Annotated in this window: 17 protein-coding genes; 7 read left to right on the top strand and 10 right to left on the bottom strand. The window is 70.2% G+C overall.

Annotated elements, in window-relative coordinates:
• Positions 1 to 165 precede the first annotated feature (165 nt).
• Positions 166 to 1686, top strand: coding sequence for an SDR family NAD(P)-dependent oxidoreductase (locus ACIOTO_RS05355; protein ID WP_400856926.1), 1521 nt, complete (start codon positions 166 to 168; stop codon positions 1684 to 1686).
• Positions 1687 to 1876: 190 nt separating this feature from the next.
• Here the strand turns inward: ACIOTO_RS05355 and ACIOTO_RS05350 are convergent, their stop codons facing one another.
• Positions 1877 to 2215, bottom strand: a complete 339-nt coding sequence (locus ACIOTO_RS05350; RefSeq protein ID WP_029261403.1) for a helix-turn-helix domain-containing protein — start codon at positions 2213 to 2215, stop codon at positions 1877 to 1879.
• Positions 2216 to 2292: 77 nt separating this feature from the next.
• On the opposite strand from ACIOTO_RS05350, the gene ACIOTO_RS05345 reads away from it, so the two are divergent.
• The gene (locus tag ACIOTO_RS05345; protein WP_400856924.1) at positions 2293 to 2949 is read left to right on the top strand and encodes an FMN-dependent NADH-azoreductase; all 657 of its coding nucleotides are present in this window, start codon (positions 2293 to 2295) and stop codon (positions 2947 to 2949) included.
• 175 nt (positions 2950 to 3124) lie between these two features.
• On the opposite strand, the gene ACIOTO_RS05340 is transcribed toward ACIOTO_RS05345, so the two are convergent.
• Complete coding sequence (locus ACIOTO_RS05340) at positions 3125 to 4192, bottom strand: sensor histidine kinase (protein WP_400856923.1); 1068 nt, start codon at positions 4190 to 4192, stop codon at positions 3125 to 3127.
• A 10-nt stretch (positions 4193 to 4202) separates the two neighbouring features.
• Positions 4203 to 4874, bottom strand: a complete 672-nt coding sequence (locus ACIOTO_RS05335) for a response regulator transcription factor (protein WP_400856922.1) — start codon at positions 4872 to 4874, stop codon at positions 4203 to 4205.
• A gap of 87 nt (positions 4875 to 4961) precedes the next feature.
• On the opposite strand from ACIOTO_RS05335, the gene ACIOTO_RS05330 reads away from it, so the two are divergent.
• The 5 genes from ACIOTO_RS05330 to ACIOTO_RS05310 are packed head-to-tail and all read left to right on the top strand — an operon-like array spanning position 4962 to position 9180.
• Positions 4962 to 5642, top strand: coding sequence for a M15 family metallopeptidase (locus tag ACIOTO_RS05330; protein ID WP_400856920.1), 681 nt, complete (start codon positions 4962 to 4964; stop codon positions 5640 to 5642).
• The gene (gene alr / locus ACIOTO_RS05325; protein WP_400856919.1) at positions 5639 to 6760 is read left to right on the top strand and encodes an alanine racemase; all 1122 of its coding nucleotides are present in this window, start codon (positions 5639 to 5641) and stop codon (positions 6758 to 6760) included. Before ACIOTO_RS05330 ends, alr begins: the two co-directional genes overlap by 4 nt.
• Entirely contained in the window at positions 6757 to 7707 is a 951-nt protein-coding gene (locus ACIOTO_RS05320; RefSeq protein ID WP_400856918.1) for a D-alanine--D-alanine ligase, read from the top strand. Before alr ends, ACIOTO_RS05320 begins: the two co-directional genes overlap by 4 nt.
• Complete coding sequence (locus ACIOTO_RS05315; RefSeq protein ID WP_400856917.1) at positions 7704 to 8750, top strand: acyltransferase family protein; 1047 nt, start codon at positions 7704 to 7706, stop codon at positions 8748 to 8750. The genes ACIOTO_RS05320 and ACIOTO_RS05315 overlap by 4 nt, the downstream gene beginning before the upstream one ends.
• 40 nt (positions 8751 to 8790) lie before the next feature.
• Positions 8791 to 9180 carry a VOC family protein gene (locus ACIOTO_RS05310; protein WP_029261411.1) on the top strand — a complete coding sequence of 130 codons (390 nt, stop codon included), beginning with the start codon at positions 8791 to 8793 and terminating at the stop codon, positions 9178 to 9180.
• 160 nt (positions 9181 to 9340) lie between these two features.
• Here the strand turns inward: ACIOTO_RS05310 and ACIOTO_RS05305 are convergent, their stop codons facing one another.
• From ACIOTO_RS05305 to ACIOTO_RS05275, 7 genes are all read right to left on the bottom strand, one after another.
• The gene (locus tag ACIOTO_RS05305; protein ID WP_400856916.1) at positions 9341 to 11875 is read right to left on the bottom strand and encodes a DEAD/DEAH box helicase; all 2535 of its coding nucleotides are present in this window, start codon (positions 11873 to 11875) and stop codon (positions 9341 to 9343) included.
• Between the two features lie 42 nt (positions 11876 to 11917).
• A complete protein-coding gene (deoD, locus tag ACIOTO_RS05300; protein ID WP_029261427.1) occupies positions 11918 to 12631 on the bottom strand; it encodes a purine-nucleoside phosphorylase in 714 nt (237 codons plus the stop codon).
• Between the two features lie 29 nt (positions 12632 to 12660).
• Entirely contained in the window at positions 12661 to 13197 is a 537-nt protein-coding gene (locus ACIOTO_RS05295) for a hypothetical protein (RefSeq protein WP_400856915.1), read from the bottom strand.
• The gene (locus ACIOTO_RS05290; protein WP_400856914.1) at positions 13194 to 13844 is read right to left on the bottom strand and encodes a hypothetical protein; all 651 of its coding nucleotides are present in this window, start codon (positions 13842 to 13844) and stop codon (positions 13194 to 13196) included. The genes ACIOTO_RS05295 and ACIOTO_RS05290 overlap by 4 nt, the downstream gene beginning before the upstream one ends.
• The gene (locus tag ACIOTO_RS05285) at positions 13841 to 14212 is read right to left on the bottom strand and encodes a hypothetical protein (protein ID WP_400856913.1); all 372 of its coding nucleotides are present in this window, start codon (positions 14210 to 14212) and stop codon (positions 13841 to 13843) included. The genes ACIOTO_RS05290 and ACIOTO_RS05285 overlap by 4 nt, the downstream gene beginning before the upstream one ends.
• A gap of 267 nt (positions 14213 to 14479) precedes the next feature.
• On the bottom strand, positions 14480 to 15148 hold the full coding sequence (locus ACIOTO_RS05280) for a DNA alkylation repair protein (protein ID WP_372468093.1): 669 nt from the start codon (positions 15146 to 15148) through the stop codon (positions 14480 to 14482).
• A 23-nt stretch (positions 15149 to 15171) separates the two neighbouring features.
• The gene (locus ACIOTO_RS05275; RefSeq protein ID WP_400856912.1) at positions 15172 to 16209 is read right to left on the bottom strand and encodes an aromatic acid exporter family protein; all 1038 of its coding nucleotides are present in this window, start codon (positions 16207 to 16209) and stop codon (positions 15172 to 15174) included.
• Positions 16210 to 16288 lie beyond the last annotated feature (79 nt).

Genomic DNA, 16288 nt, shown 5'->3' with positions numbered 1-16288 from the left:
GTGCGCGTCGCATCCCGCCGAGCGCACGGGTTCTTGCCGAGCGCACGGCTTGCCTGCGTCGACAGCCGGTGCACTCGGCGACAAGCCGTGCACTCGGCAACGGGGGGCGGGGGGGGCGGATGCAGGCGGGGCGGATGCCCAGGACACTCGCGTAAAATCGGCACAATGACCGACGCCCCCTCCGACGCTGCACCCGACCTCGGACCGGGCGTCGCCCCCGACGATCTCGCCACGACTCTTCGCGTGCTGGCCGAGCTGCACCAGATCGACAACGAGCACCCGGACTTCGTCGCCGTGCGCCACGCGACCGCGGCCATGTTCAAGGCCGTCAAGCGCGTGCGCCGCAAGGAGATCCGCGACGCGATCGCTGAGGCCGACAAGGCCGTGGTCGCCCGCACCGCCACCGGAGCGCCCGACCGCATCGACGACGAGACCCGCGGCCACGACCTCGCCACCAGCGTGGTGGACGCCCCCATCGCCGGCGAGCTGCTCAAGCCCCGCAACTGCTACATCTGCAAGCAGCCGTACACGCAGGTCGACGCCTTCTATCACCAGCTCTGCCCGGACTGCGCCCGCTTCAGCCACGGCAAGCGCAACGCCCGCACCGACCTCACGGGCAAGCGCGCCCTGCTCACGGGCGGCCGCGCCAAGATCGGCATGCACATCGCCCTGCGGCTGCTGCGCGACGGCGCGCACACCACCATCACGACCCGGTTCCCGCGCGACGCCGTTCGCCGCTTCTCGGCCCTGCCCGACTCAGGCGACTGGCTGCACCGCCTGCGCGTCGTCGGTATCGACCTGCGCGACCCCGCCCAGGTGATCGGCCTCGCCGACTCGGTCGCGGCTCAGGGTCCGCTCGACATCCTCATCAACAACGCCGCGCAGACCGTGCGCCGCTCACCGGGTGCGTACTCGCTGCTGGCGGATGCCGAGCTGCAGCCGCTGCCCGACGGACCGCTGCCCGAGATGGAGACCTTCGGGCACACCGCCGACCCGCACCCGCAGGCGCTGCAGGCGTCCGTCGACGCGCATCCGCTCCTCTCGGTCGCGGCCCTCGGTGGCACGGTCGCCGAGCAGGGCGGACAGGCGCTCACGGCCGAAGACCTCGCGCGGCTCGCGATGGCTCCCGGATCGTCGTCGCTCGAGAAGCACGCCGACGGTACCGCGATCGACGCCGGCGGACTCGTGCCCGACGTGAACCGCGTCAACAGCTGGGTGCAGTCCATCGAGCAGGTCGATCCGCTCGAGATGCTCGAGGTGCAGCTCGCCAACACGACCGCACCGTTCCTCTTGATCAGCCGTCTGCGCGCGTCGATGGCGGCATCCGATTCGCACCGCAAGTATGTGGTGAACGTGTCGGCCATGGAGGGGCAGTTCTCCCGCCGCTACAAGGGCCCCGGGCACCCGCACACGAACATGGCCAAGGCCGCGCTCAACATGCTCACCCGCACCAGCGCCGGCGAGATGCTCGAGAAGGACGGCATCCTCATGACGGCCGTCGACACCGGCTGGATCACCGATGAGCGCCCCCACTACACGAAGGTGCGCCTGGCCGAAGAGGGGTTCCACGCCCCGCTCGACCTCGTCGACGGTGCCGCCCGCGTGTACGACCCGATCGTGCGCGGCGAGGCCGGCGAAGATGTGCACGGCGTGTTCCTGAAGGACTACGAGCCCAGCCCCTGGTGAGGCGGCCGCGCTGCGGCGCCGGCCGTGCCGCGGTGGCGACTGTGTCGTGCCGTGCGGGGATTGGTGAGGGGCCGCAGAACGCCGCATCTCCGATCCACGACACGGCGTGTCTTGACCTCTCGCCAAGATTGGTGCGGGCGCGCGTGCGGGGTGTGCGTGCGGGGTGTGCGTGCGCGGTGAGACGTCCGCGTCAGTGCGCGCGCTCGGCGAGGTTGGCGGACGCCCAGCGGCCGAGCTGGTCGAGGATCGGCAGCAGCCCCTCGCCGCTGGAGGTGAGCGCGTACGACACCGTGATCGGCGGGCCGGCGTCGACCGTGCGCGCGACGAGACCGGCATCCGAGAGCTCTGCCAGGCGGTCGGAGAGCACGGTGTCGCTGATGCCGGCGACGGAGCGGCGCAGGGCGACGAAGGTCGAAGGGCCGCCGCCGAGTGACGAGACGATCATGCCGTTCCACCGTTTGCCGAGCACGCTGAAGGCCAGTGTGACGGCGGCGTCGCACACCTGACGTTCTTCTTCGACCTCGGCCATGCACACATCCTACCCGTGCTACGTTAACCGGTGTCGCTAATAAAAACCTAGCGACTACGAAAACGAGAGGTAGGCCCATGTCCCTGTTCCGCCTGGATGCCAGCATCCTTCCCGCGTCGTCCGCCAGCCGCGCGCTCGCCGACCTCGTCGAGGCCGAGTGGACCGCGTCCCACCCCGACTCGACCGTCACCCGCCGCGACCTGGCGAGCGACCCCGTGCCCGCGACCGCCTGGGCGGATGCCGTCACCGGCGGCTTCGTCGACGAGGCCCAGCGCACCCCCGCGCAGAACGATGCCCGCGCGCTCGCGACCTCGTTCGCCGACGAGCTGATCGGCGCCGACGCCCTGCTGTTCGCCGTGCCGCTGTACAACTACGGCGTCTCGCAGCACTTCAAGACCTGGTTCGACCTGGCCTACACCGACCCGCGCATCGACCCGACGGGCACCGCGCTGAACGGCAAGCCCGCGACGCTCGTCACCGTGCTCGGCGGCAACTATGCGGAGGGCTCACCCAAGGAGGGCTGGGACCACTCGACCGGCTGGCTGCGACGCGTGCTCGAAGACGTCTGGGGTCTCGATCTGCGCGTCGTGCAGCGTCCGTTCACGCTGGTCGGCGTCAACCCGGCGCTCGACGCGTTCGCTGACACCGCGCGCGAGCTCAAGGAGAACGCCGAAGCCGACGCCCGCACCTACGGCCGCGAGCTCGCCGCGACACGCGACCCGCGGGTGGCCTGACCCGTTCCGGGTCCGGCACCCGCCGGGCGTGGCATCCGGGGCCCGGCCCCGTCCACTTGTCGGGAGAACGTCCGGATGTCGGACCGGAACGCGGTTTCCGGTCCGACATCCGTGAAAAGTCCCGACAGATGAACGGCGGGACGGCGGGGCGGACGGATGCCGGAACCGCCGTCGGTCAGGCGGGAGGCGCCGCCGGGTACGGATGCGGCAGCCACACCGTCACGATCAGACCGCCGTCCGGGCGCGGGGTGAGCACCAGGGTGCCTCCGTGCGCCTGGGTGATGCGGTCGACGATCGCGAGGCCCAGTCCCGCCCCGGCATGGTCGTCGCCGCGGGTGCGCTCGGCGCCGCGCTGGAACGGCTCGACGAGTGTCGCCACGAGAGGCGCCGGCAGCACGTCGCCGGTGTTCTCGACCACCAGGGCGACGGCCTGCGGCATCGAGTGCGTGCGCACGGCCACAGCCCCTCCGGATGGCAGGTTGTGCACGATCGCGTTGAGCACGAGGTTCGTGACCAACTGCGGCAGCAGCGCCGCCGACCCGAGTACCGGCGCGGGTGCACCGCCCACCTCGACGGCCACACCACGACGGTCAGCGAGCGGCAGCAGCGCCTCCACCGCCCCTTCGGCGAGCAGGGAGAGGTCGACGATCTCGCGCGGGAACGTCTTGCGGTCGGCGCGGCTCAGCAGCAGCAGCGCCTCGGTGAGCTCGATCGCCCGGGTGTTCACCTCACGCAGCCGCGCGATCAGGGCATCGACATCGCGGTCCGGATCGGCTTCGGCGACCTCGAGCAGTGTCTGCGAGATCGCGAGCGGGGTCCGCAGCTCGTGCGAGGCGTTCGCGGCGAACCGCTGCTGCTCGGCGACGTGCGCCTCGAGCTGCTCGAGCATCGAGTCGAAGACGTCGGCCAGGTCGCGGAACTCGTCGCGGGGGCCGGCGAGCGCCACGCGGTGTGACAGGGATCCCTGCGCGGCGAGCCGGGCGGCGTCGCCGATGCGGTCGAGCGGCGCCAGCATCCGTCCGGCCAGCAGCCACCCGGCGCCGAGACCGAACGCGAGCAGCACCAGCATGACCATCGAGGCCACCGGCACGAAGGCCCGGCTGAGGTCGCCGCGGTTGGGGAAGAAGTCGACGGTGTCCGGCACGTAGCGCAGCAGGAACAGCCCGACCGCGGCGAGCAGCAGCCCGCCGGACACCACCACGATCACCGCGTAGCTCAGCGTGAGTTTGAGGCGGGCACTCATCCCGCGGCGCCTAGGCATCGGCATCCGTCCCGATCCGGTATCCGACGCCGGGCACGGTGAGGATCAGCCACGGCTCGCCCAGTCGCTTGCGCAGCGACGACACCGTGATGCGCACGGCGTTCGTGAACGGGTCGGCATTCTCGTCCCAGGCCCGCTCCAGCAGCTCCTCGGCGCTGACCACCCCGCCCTCCGCGTCGACCAGCACCTCCAGCACGGCGAACTGCTTGCGCGTGAGCGCGACGTAGCGGTCGTCGCGGTAGACCTCGCGGCGGAACGGGTCCAACCGCAGCCCGGCGACCTCGAGCACGGGCGGGCGGCTGCGCTGACGGCGGCGGTCGAGGGCGCGCAGGCGCAGCACCAGTTCCCGCAGCTCGAACGGCTTGGTCAGGTAGTCGTCGGCGCCGATCTCGAAGCCGCTCGCCTTATCGTCGAGCCGGTCGGCGGCGGTGAGCATCAGGATCGGGATGCCGCTGCCGGAGGCCACGATCCACCGGGCGATGTCGTCGCCCGACGGTCCGGGCACGTCGCGGTCGAGCACGGCGATGTCGTAGGAGTTGATGCTCAGCAGCTCCAACGCGGAGTCGCCGTCGCCGGCGATGTCGGCTGCGATCGCCTCCAGGCGCAGCCCATCGCGGACCGCCTCGGCGAGGTAGGGCTCGTCCTCGACGATCAGCACACGCATGGCTGAGATCCTACGCAGTGCGACATATCGGGAGCATATGGAAAAGCGCATACGCCCTCGCAACCGGCGTGCTTCTTCACTGGAAGCATGAACACCCGCACCACCTCCCGTACTCCGAGAGCGCGCCGTCGTCGGTTCACCGTCGTCGCTGTCGCCCTCGCTCTCGCCGTGATCGTCGCGTTCGCTGTGCAGCAGTCGCTGTCCGTGGCCTTCGCCGATGCCGCCCGCCCCGGCACCCTCCCCGTGCCGACCGACCGGCCCGCCGAGAGCGGAACCACCGGCACCGGCACCGGCTCGGTCATCGCCCCGAGCGAGGCCGACGGCGTAATCCGCGACGGTGACCAGCCCACGGTGTTCGACGTCGACAGGGTCGCGGTCGGCAACCTCGACCCCGCCCTGCTCGCGGCTCTGCAGCGTGCCGCATCGGATGCCGAAGGCGACGGCGTGACGTTCCGCGTGAACAGCGGATGGCGCACACCGGCGCTGCAGGAGCGGATGCTGCAGGACGCGATCGTGCAGTACGGATCGGAGGCCGAGGCCCGGCGCTGGGTGGCCACGGCCGAGACCTCGGAACATGTGACCGGCGACGCCGTCGACCTCGGCCCGCTGCCCGCGCTCGACTGGCTCGCGCAGCGGGGGTGGCGCTACGGGCTCTGCCAGATCTACGCCAACGAGACCTGGCACTACGAACTGCGTCCGGATGCCGCCGACGACGGCTGTCCCGAGATGCTCGCCGACCCGACCGCCGACCCGAGGATGCAGCGATGACCACTCTTTCCCCCGAGCGCGTGACCCTCTCGCGCCTGCACGCACCCACCCTGCAGACGGTCCCGGATGCCGTCGCCGAGAATCTGCGGCGGGTGCGCGCCGCGACGACCGCCCGCATCATGGCCGTGGTCAAGGCCGACGGCTACGGGCACGGTGCCGTCACCGTCGCGCGGGCCGCGGTGGATGCCGGCGCCGACTGGCTGGGCGTCACAAATGTCGCGGAAGCCGTCGCACTCCGCGACGCCGGGCTCACGGTGCCGATCCTCTCCTGGTTGAACCCCTCCGGCGTCGACGCTGCCGCCGCAGCCGAGCACCGCGTCGACATCGCGGTCGGCTCGGTCGAAGAGCTGCGGCAGCTGATCGCGGATGCCGCGGATCCGGTGCGCGTGCACCTGCAGCTCGACACCGGCATGGCTCGTGGGGGAGCGCCGCTGGAGGAGTGGCCGGAGCTGCTCCGACTCGCGCGCACCGGTCGGGGACGGGTGGAGGTCGTCGGGGTGATGGGGCATCTGCCCCGGGCGGACGAGGCCGATCCGGCAGCGAACGCGGCGGCGGTACTGCGTCTGCGGCAGGGGAGGGATGCCGTGCTGCGCGCGGGTTTCGGCCCGGTGCTCGTGCATCTCGCCGCGACCTCCGGTGCGCTGACCGATCCGGCGACGCACTTCGACCTGGTGCGGGTCGGCGCGGGGCTGGTCGGGATCGACCCCTCGGAGACGACCGTGCTCGCCGGGGCGTCGCGGTGGACGGCGCCCGTCGTGCACAGCGCACTCGTGCCGGCGGGGACCGCGGTCGGCTACGGCGGTGCGCACACGACCGACCGCGAGACTCATCTGAGCGTGGTCGGGGTCGGGTACGCCGACGGCATTCCGCGCGAGCTGGCAGCCGGCGCCGGGGTGGAGATCGCGGGGACGCGGCATCCGATCGTGGGGAGGGTCTCGATGGACCAGATCGTCGTCGACACGGGAGCGGTGCTGTTCCCGCGCGGAGCGGTCGCGACCGTGTTCGGGCCCGAGGGCGGAGCCGTGCCGTCGGTGCAGGAGTGGGCGCGGTGGGCGGGCAGCATCCCGCACACGATCGTGACCGGCATCGGCGCACGAGTTCAGAGGAGCGTGGCATGACGACGAAGGTGCTGGTCATCGGGGGCGGACAGAACCCCGAGCACGAGGTCTCCCTGGCTTCCGCGGCGGCGGTGGCCGCGGCGCTGCGGATGGGCGATCACGACGTCACGTGCGTGACGATCGACCGCGACGGGATCTGGCGCGTGGAGGGACGGCCGAACGGGGGATCGGCGGCCGAGTCGCTCGCGCTCGCACTGCCGCTGCTCACCCGCACGGACGTGGTGTTCCCGGCCGTGCACGGCGCTCTCGGGGAGGACGGTGCTCTCGCGGCGCTGTGCGCGCTCGCCGGAGTGCGGGTCGTCGGATCGGGGCTCCGGGCGGGAGCCATCGGCATGGACAAGTGGACGACCAAGCTCGTCGCGGATGCCGTGGGTCTCGGCACCGCCCGCGGCCGACTCGTCGCCGCCGACGACATCGGTGACGTGGAGTTCGAGGGGGAGGTCGTCGTCAAGCCGGTGTCGGCCGGTTCGAGTCACGGTGTCGGCCTCGTCACGGAGGAGGGGCAGCTGCTCGCAGCGCTGCGGGAGGCGGCACGCTTCGATCGGCGCATCCTCGTCGAGGAGGTCGTGCGGGGGCGCGAGATCGACGTGGCGGTGCTGCGCGAGAAGGGTGGCATCCGGTGGGCGGCGCCGCCGCTGGAGATCCACGCGACCGGGCTGTTCGACACGGCAACGAAGTATGACGGCAGTGCGCGGTTCACGGTGCCGGCGCAGCTGGATGCCGCCGAGACGGCCGCGCTCAAGCGGGCGGCGATCGCCGTGTTCGATGCCCTCGGGTGCGACGGCGTCGCGCGCATGGACTTCTTCCTCACCGAGCGGGGGCCGGTGCTGAACGAGGTCAACACGATGCCGGGGCTCACCGCCGCCTCGCAGGTGCCGCGCATGTTCGCCGCGGCGGGTGTGACGTACGTCGACCTGGTCTCGCGACTCGTGCGCGCGGCCTCGTGACCGCGACCGCGCCCGCGCCCCGGGTCGGATGGCCGGATGTCGCGAAGGGCATCTGCATCCTGCTCGTCGTGCTCTGGCACGTGGTCACGAAGGTCGTGGTCGGCATCCCCGGCGCGGGAGCGGTGACGGATGCCTGGGTGATGCTCAACGCCCAGCTCCTGCCGCTGCGCATCCCGCTGTTCTTCCTGGTCTCCGGGATGTTCGCGGCGCGGGCGGTGCTCGCCGGGGACGGTGCCTCCTGGCGACGTCGGGCCGGCCGGCTCGCGCTGCTCTACCTCGTGTGGGTGCTGATCCAGACCGTCGTGCTCGCGCTCACGCCGGAGTTCGACACGGCGCGGGCGACCAGCGGGTGGGAGCTGCTCGCGCAGCTCACCATCAGTCCGACGAACCTCTGGTACCTGCTCGCGCTCGCCGTGTATCTCGCGGTCGGGCGGCTGACGCGCGGGCTCCCGACCGCCGCCGTGCTGTCGGTGGCGTTCGCGATCGCCGCCGTCGCCGGTGCGGGTCTCCTTCCCGATCTCGGCAACCTGTGGCAGCTGGTGCAGAACCTGTTCTTCTTCCTCGTCGGGCTGCGGCTGCGGGCGATCGTCGAGCGCTTCGCGAGACTGAGTGGCGTGGGCGTCGCGCTCGCGCTCGCCGCCGGGTACGCGGGGGCACTCGTCGTCGTCTCCGTGCTCGGCATCCGCCTCGTGCCCGGAACCTGGCCACTGCTCTGCCTCGTCGCGGTGGCATTCGGGGTGTCGCTCAGCGTGCTCATCGACCGGCACGTCGAGGTCGTCGCGCGGCCGCTGCGGTGGATCGGCCGACGGACCCTGCCGATCTACGTGCTGCACATGATGCCGCTGGCGCTGGTCGATGCCGGGTTGCGGGCGGCCGGGTGGCGGACGACACCGGTGCTCGAGACCGTCGGACCTCTTGTGCTGACGGCGGTGGTGATCGCCGTGTGCCTGGCGGTTCACGCGCTGCTGGTGCGCATCGGACTCGGGGCACTGTTCGATCCGCTGCGGGTGACCGATCGGCTCACGACCCGCGTCCGGCGATGACCCCCTCGACAACCGCCGGGCGACGGCGGACCATGGAGTCATGGCGGCCTTCACAGCGGACAACGCATTCAGCGGTTTCAGCGTCGACGACATCGACGCGGCGAAAGAGTTCTACGGCACGACCCTCGGCCTCGACGTCGAGGTCAACGCGATGGGGTTCCTCGACCTGCGTCTGCCGAGCGGCGGGTCGATCCTCGTGTACGCGAAGCCGAACCACACGCCGGCGAGCTTCACGATCCTGAACTTCCCGGTCGCGGATGTCGACGCCGCGGTGGACGAGCTCATCGCGCGCGGCGTGCAGACCAAGATCTACAGCGACGAGGAGTTCCCCTCCGATGCGCGCGGCATCGTCCGCGGCAACGGACAGGGCCCGGACATCGCGTGGTTCCGCGACCCGGCCGGGAACGTGCTCGCGGTCATGCAGGCCTGACGCGGGCGGCGTGCTGAGCCGGATCCCATCCGGGTCGGGTTGTGCCACGAGCCATTGCATGAACGCCGGGCGGTGAGCTCCGGATCGGGAGGAGATTCTCGCGCGAAGCATCCGCCCGCACAGGAGGTCTCCGCCCCAGGCGTTCGCGGGCCGCGGAGCGCTACAGCCGGTCGACGCCTGTCACGGTGACGACGGCCTGACCCGCTTCGTCGGATGCGGCGAGGTCGATCGTCGCGGTGATGCCCCAGTCGTGGTCGCCGGCGGGGTCGTCGAAGATCTGTCGCGCGGTCCACGAGGTGGTGCTCTCGGTGAGGATCAGCAGCTTCGAGCTGCGTGCGTCTGCGCCGGTGAGGATCTCGTCGTGGTCGTCGTAGTAGCCGTCGAGCGCGTCCGACCAGGCATCGGCGCCGAAGCCGGGATCGAGTTCGGCGAGGGCGGTCACGTCTTCTCGCGCCGCGAGCTGCACGCGGCGGAACAGCTCGTTGCGCACCAGGATGCGGAAGGCGCGGATGTTGCTCGTGAGGCGCTTCGGCGCGGGCGGGACGATCGGCTCGTCGGGGGCGTGCGGATCGAAGCGGCCGTTGTGGACCCCGGCGATCAGCTCCTCCCACTCGTCGAGCAGGCTGGAGTCGACCTGCCTGACGAGCTCGCCGAGCCACTCGATGAGGTCGCGCAGATCCTCGTCCTTGAGCTCTTCCGGGATGGTCTGCGATGCCGCGCGGTAGGCGTCGGAGAGATAGCGCAGGACCACGCCCTCGGAGCGGGCGATCTTGTAGTAGGCGACATATTCCCCGAACGACATGGCCCGCTCGTACATGTCGCGCACGACCGATTTGGGATGCAGCTCGAAGTCGCGGATCCACGGCTGAGCGGCGCTGAACGTCTCGAACGCGGCCGTCAGCAGCTCGTCGAGCGGCTTCGGATACGTGATCTGCTCGAGCAGCTCCATCCGCTCGTCGTACTCGATGCCCTCCGACTTCATCGCGGCGACCGCCTCACCGCGGGCGAGGAACTCCTGCTGACTGAGTACGGCACGCGGATCGTCGAGCGTCGCCTCGACGATCGAGATCATGTCGAGCGCGTAGGAGCGGGTGCCCGTGCCGGAGGCCGGGTCGGGATCGAGCAGCTCGAACGCCGCGAGAGCGAACGGCGACAGCGGCTGGTTGAGCGCGAAGTTCGGCTGCAGGTCGACCGTGAGGCGGATGTCACCCTCCGGAGTCTTCTCGACGATGCCGGATTCGCGGAGCGTGCGGTAGATGCCGATGGCTCGGAGCGCGAGCTCGCGCTGGCGTTTCCGCGGCTCGTGATTGTCGTATACGAGCGCGCGCATATTCGCGAAGACGTCGCCACCACGGGCGATCACGTTGAGCATCATGGCGCTCGTGATCTGCATGTGCGAGGTCAGGGTCTCGGGTACCGCGTCGATGAGCTTGCGGAACGAGGGTTCGCCCCACGAGACGAAGCCGTCTGGCGCCTTCTTGCGCACGATCTTGCGCTTCTTCTTCGGGTCATCGCCCGCCTTCTTCACGGCAGCGACGTTCTCGCTCTCGTGCTCCGGCGCCTGGGCGACGACCGTTCCGGCCGTGTCGTAGCCGGCGCGACCCGCCCGCCCGGCGATCTGATGGAACTCGCGGGCGTTCAGCTGCCGCATCCGCGTGCCGTCGAACTTGGTGAGCGCAGTGAGCAGCACCGTGCGGATCGGCACGTTGATGCCGACGCCGAGGGTGTCGGTGCCGCAGATCACGCGCAGCAGTCCGCGTTGGGCGAGCTGCTCGACGAGGCGCCGATACTTCGGCAGCATCCCCGCGTGGTGCACGCCGATCCCGGCGCGGAGGAAGCGTGAGAGCGTCTTGCCGAATGCGGTCGTGAAGCGGAACTCGGCGATCAGCGCCGCGATCTCGTCCCGCTGCTCGCGCGTGGCGACCTTCGTGCTCGACAGCGCCTGCGCACGCTCCATCGCCGCCGCCTGCGAGAAGTGCACGACGTAGATCGGCGCCTGCCCGGTGTTCAGCAGGTCGTCGATGGTTTCGTGGATCGGGGTCGTCTCGTAGAAGAAGTGCAGAGGGACGGGACGCTCGACGCCGGTCACGGTCGCCGTCTCACGACCGGTGCGGCGGGTGAGGTCGGCGGCGAGCTCGGTGACGTCGCCGAGGGTCGCCGACATCAGGATGAACTGCGCCTGGGGCAGCTCGAGCAGCGGAACCTGCCACGCCCACCCGCGGTCGGGGTCGGCGTAGAAGTGGAACTCGTCCATCACGACCTGCCCGACGTCGGCATCCGTGCCCTGGCGCAACGAGAGGTTGGCGAGGATCTCGGCCGTGCAGCAGATGATCGGGGCGTCGGCGTTGACCGAGGAATCACCCGTGACCATGCCGACGTTCTCGGCGCCGAACACATCGACCAGTGCGAAGAACTTCTCGCTCACCAGGGCTTTGATGGGAGCGGTGTAGTAGCTGCGGCGTCCGGCGACGAGGGCGGCGAAGTGCGCGCCGATCGCCACGAGCGACTTGCCGGTGCCCGTGGGCGTCGAGAGGATCAGGTTGTTGCCGGAGACGATCTCGATGACCGCCTCGTCCTGCGCGGGATAGAGGCTGATGCCGGTCGACTCCGCCCACTCGACGAAGGCGAGGTAGACGGCATCCGGATCCGCGGCGTCCGGAACGATGGCGGGATCGAGCCGCGGAGAGGAAGTCATGGTCCCTCGATCATCCCATCCGCGAGGACGGGTCAGACCGGTTCAGACTGCGGTGGCGGCGCGCAGGGCGATGCGGATCATGTCGCCGAAGGTCTGCTCGCGCTCCTGCGCCGTGGTCTCCTCGCCCGTGACGATGTGGTCGCTGACCGTGCAGATGGCGAGTGCGCGCCGACCGTAGTAGGCCGCGAGGGTGTAGAGCCCGGCCGCCTCCATCTCGACGCCCAGGATGCCGTGCTGCACGAACGGCTCCGTGAGCTCGGGGCGGGTGCTGTAGAACTGGTCGCTCGAGAACAGCTGCCCGACGTGCACGGTCGACTCGAGGTCTTCCGCCTCGCTCGCCTCCACGGCCGCGCGCAGGAGGCCGAAGTCCGCCACCGGCGCGTAGTCGAGTCCGTGGAAGCGCACGCGGTTGATGCCGGAATCCGTGGAAGCCCCGTTGGCGATGATGATGTCGCGCACCTTGACGCGCTCGGTCAGCGCCCCGCACGACCCGACCCGCACGATCGTCTGCACGTCGTAGGAGTCGAACAGCTCGTTGGCGTAGATCGCCATCGACGGCTGGCCCATGCCGGAACCCTGCACCGAGATGCGGTGCCCCTCCCACGTGCCGGTGAAGCCCAGCATGCCGCGCGTCTCGGTGTACAGCTCGGCGTTCTCGAGGAACGTCTCGGCGATCCACTTCGCTCGCAGCGGGTCGCCGGGAAACAGGACGATGGGGGCGATCTGGCCGGGCTCAGCGGCGATGTGCGTGCTCATCGCCCCAGCGTAGCCAGCGACCCCATGCCTCAGCCGGGGGTTCCGGCGAGCCCGAGCGCGGTGATGAGCTCGTACGCCGCCGAGCGCGCCTGCACGATCACGGTGCCGACCTGGACTCCGGCCGCCGACACCGACAGGAGCAGCTGGCCGTAGGGCGCCAGAACGAAGCTGAGCAACGAGAGCTGGCTCTGACCGATCGACACCGACACGACGGCCGACAGGCTCGGTTCGGTCCCCCCGGAGATGATCTCGGCCTCGGCCCTGGCGACGCCGAACAGCGAACCGTTGATCGCCGCCAGCCGCTCTCCCGTCTCGTCCCGTGCGCCGACGGAGGCGATGTGCAGGCCGTCGGCGGTCGAGAGGACAGCCGTCGTCAGCTCCGGGAAGCGCTCTTGAAGATGACGCAGTCGGGTGAGAGCGGCCTGGCTCACCACGCTCGACCAGAGCTCCCAGTGCGCCGCGATCTCCGGATGCATGAGCACGGGGTCGCCCCCGTAGGTCGCGTCGTCCCGATGTGCAGCGTCGTGGGAGAGAGGGGGGTGGTCTGTTCGGTTGTGTGTGTTCACGACTCTTCTTCCGGAAGATCAAGGGCCACGCAGGCGACTCGCATCACGCTGTCGCGATCGCGCGCGTCGGCGACATGAACGCGGTTCGGGGGGATGCCGTATCGCGCCAGGACCTCGGTGAGCTCCTGGCGCACCGTGCTCAGAGCCTCTTCTGGGCAGTGGCTCACCGCGATGACCATTCGCTGGCCGTCGCCGGCGAACCGCGGAATCCATGTGGCGGCATCGGCGGCGAGGTGTGGCCGGTCGGCACGAAGCCAGAGCAGGATGCGCGTGTCTGCCGTCGAGGATCTGCGGCGGGCGGGAGCGAAGCGGTCTTGCCCGGGAACCCCGATGAGCGTGACGGCGATCTCGGGCGTGGGTTTCCACGCGCCGTAGTCGAGGCCCACCGTGGTGGTGGTCTTCTCGCCGTCGCCGTACTCCGCCGATCCGGCCGAGATCGGAACGTCGGTGTCGACCGGCGGGACGTCACTCAGTGCCCGGACAGCCGTCGTCTTCCCCGCCCCGACCGGCCCGGCGAAGATGAGCCGGTAACGGTTCGGCAGATTCACGTGCCGCCAGCGTGCCCGCCGCATCGGCGTCTCCGCCGACGCGGCACGCACCCACGAGATCTCCTCGAGGCCGTCGCTGCGCACGGCCTCCCTGGTCAAGCGTTCAGAGCCGCCACATGGCGGTTCACGGCAGAACGGAGAAGGGCGAGGTTCGTCGCCTGGCGGTCGGCGGCGAGGTAGATGAACATCTCGTCGGTGATCATCTTGAGCAGGTGGAGCTGCGAGTCGAGCGTGAGCAGCATGTCCTCGAGGGTCGCGTCGAGACCGAGAGCTTCGATCGTGCGCATCTTGTTCTTGACGATCTCGCTGTTGTACGCGCTCGCCACTTCGAGATCGAAGTCCGGTCGGACCGAGCTCGAGGCGAGCGGCATCCCGGACTCCAGATCGACGACGGAGGCGCCGATGAAGCCGTTGATGTCGCGCGCGATGTCGGCGATGAGTGTGTTCAGTTCGTCTTGCGTGGTCATGATGCTCCCCAGGTCGTGTCGCGCGCGGCAGAGACCGCCCCATGCGATCACCCCAGAGCCCCCGCGACTCATAAAGTGTATAACGTTACTGGCTCAAATGCGGAATCGGGGCGGGACACGCCTGCCGTCACCGAGGCGGATGCCGGGTCAAGCGAGTTCCGAAGGAGATCTCGCGCAATGAAGGAGTGGATCCCGGAGGCTCTCCTTCAGAGCGTGAGATCTCCTTCGCGCCAGGTGGGTGGCAGCACGCAGCAAACCTGAACGCGCTCAGCCCTCGCGGCGCCGCACGAGCTCGCCGATCCACAGCGGCGCGAACGGCGAGGTGCAGCCGGGCGCGGTGGGGTAGTCCGCGAGGACCTGCAGGCGCTCCCCGATCTCCAGCGCCCTCGCGCGGTACTCCGGGTGGAAGATGCCGATGTTGGCGAGGGTCTCGTTCATCGCCCACTGCAGACGCGACGGCGCATCCTTCATATCCCGCTCGATGAGGTCGAGCAGGTGTGGCAGGTCCAGGCCGTCCGCGTCCTTCATCACGCGCACGGTCGTGAGCGACCAGGCGGCCGCGGCCACCGTGGGGTCCGCGTCGTCGAACCAGCGCAGCCGCAGCTCTTCCGCGAGCGGGGTCTTCTTGGCGACGTAGTTGACGAACCAGTCGTTGACCTTCGGCGGACGGGTCTCGCGCAGCATGGCGTCGAGTTCGTCGGCGCTGAAGTCGCGGGGGCGGCAGATGAGAAGGGCCAGCAGTCGCGCCGGGGTCTCGCCGGTCGCCCAGAGCTCTTCCGCGAGCGGCTGGTCGGTCTTGATCCGCTTCGCGAGCGCGCGCATCCGGCTGAGGTTGATGCCGTGGTCGTCGCCGCGCTTCTCGTTGGCGGCGCGCATCTTCGGATCTTCCAGTGCGGCGAGTTCGCCGAGTGCCTCCGCGACGGTCATGTCGGACATGCGTCCAGCGTATGCGGAGTCGGTCAGTCCTCGTCGAGTAGTTCGCCCCGGATGCGGCGGAGGTCTTCCATGAGCGAGCCGATCAGGATCCAGTGCTGCGATGACGGCGGTCGGATCACGAGTGGGGCGGTGAGCGCGGGGATCGCGGACGTCATCGTGTCGGGCTCCGGCGACGCCTCGGCGACCTGCACGGCCAGGCGCACGTCGTGCCCGGCGCGCCGCAGCTGCTCGGCGATCGCGGTGACGGCGGGCTCTTCGCCGATCGTGTCGTCGTAGTGGTCGAAGTATGCACGGGTCATGCCGATCGTCTGGGTCACGATGGGCGACAGGCGCTCGAGCAGCTCCCGCATCTCCTTCAGCTCGCTGCGATGGGTCGAGCGCCGCGGGTTCAGGGTGAGCGACTCCTCGCCCGCGGCGATGGAGGCGTCGGCGGCATCCTTCATCGGACGCAGCAGCCGCACCTCCAGCATCAGCTCTTGGAGCTGTGCGGCCGTCTGCGGCTCCGGCAGCGCGACGGCCAGGCGGTCGAGGCTGGCGGCGAGCTCCCGCCCGAGCAGTCCGACATCGCGCCGAGCGGGGGCGACCAGCACCGGGGGCACGATCAGCGCGTTCACGACGATGCCGATCACCACCCCGATCAGGGTCTCCACGATGCGCGCGAACGCGTACTCCGGGCTCGACGATCCGAGCGCCAGCACGAGCATCGCCGAGATCGCGACCTGGTTGCCGGTGCCGGGGGAGGCCCGGAAGATCCACGCGACCAGCATCGCGACGACGATCGCGAGCAGCACGATCCAGCTCGGCGACCCCAGCAGCAGGCCGAGCGCGACGGCGATCACCACACCGGCGATCACACCGATGCTGCGCTCGAGCGCCTTCGACAGTGACTGGTTCACGCTGGGCTGCACGACCAGGAGCGCGGCGATCGCGGCGAACACCGGCAGCTGCGCGGGGAACACCCATCCGGCGATGAGCCACGCGGCGATCGTCGCCGCGGCCGACTTCACGACCTGCAGCAGCGGGGAGCGCTGGGAGGCGCGGATCGCGGCGGGGATGCGCATGCCCTCAACGGTAGTGCCGTGGTGTCGCGGATGATCGTCGTCCGGCGATGCGGATGTCAACCCCGTCGCCGATCCTCGC

It is taken from the genome of Microbacterium sp. NPDC087592, from assembly GCF_044743585.1.
Taxonomy (GTDB): Bacteria; Actinomycetota; Actinomycetes; order Actinomycetales; family Microbacteriaceae; genus Microbacterium.
The sequence above is the reverse complement of the archived record's forward strand: the minus strand, read 5'-3'. Positions and strand labels throughout refer to the sequence as shown.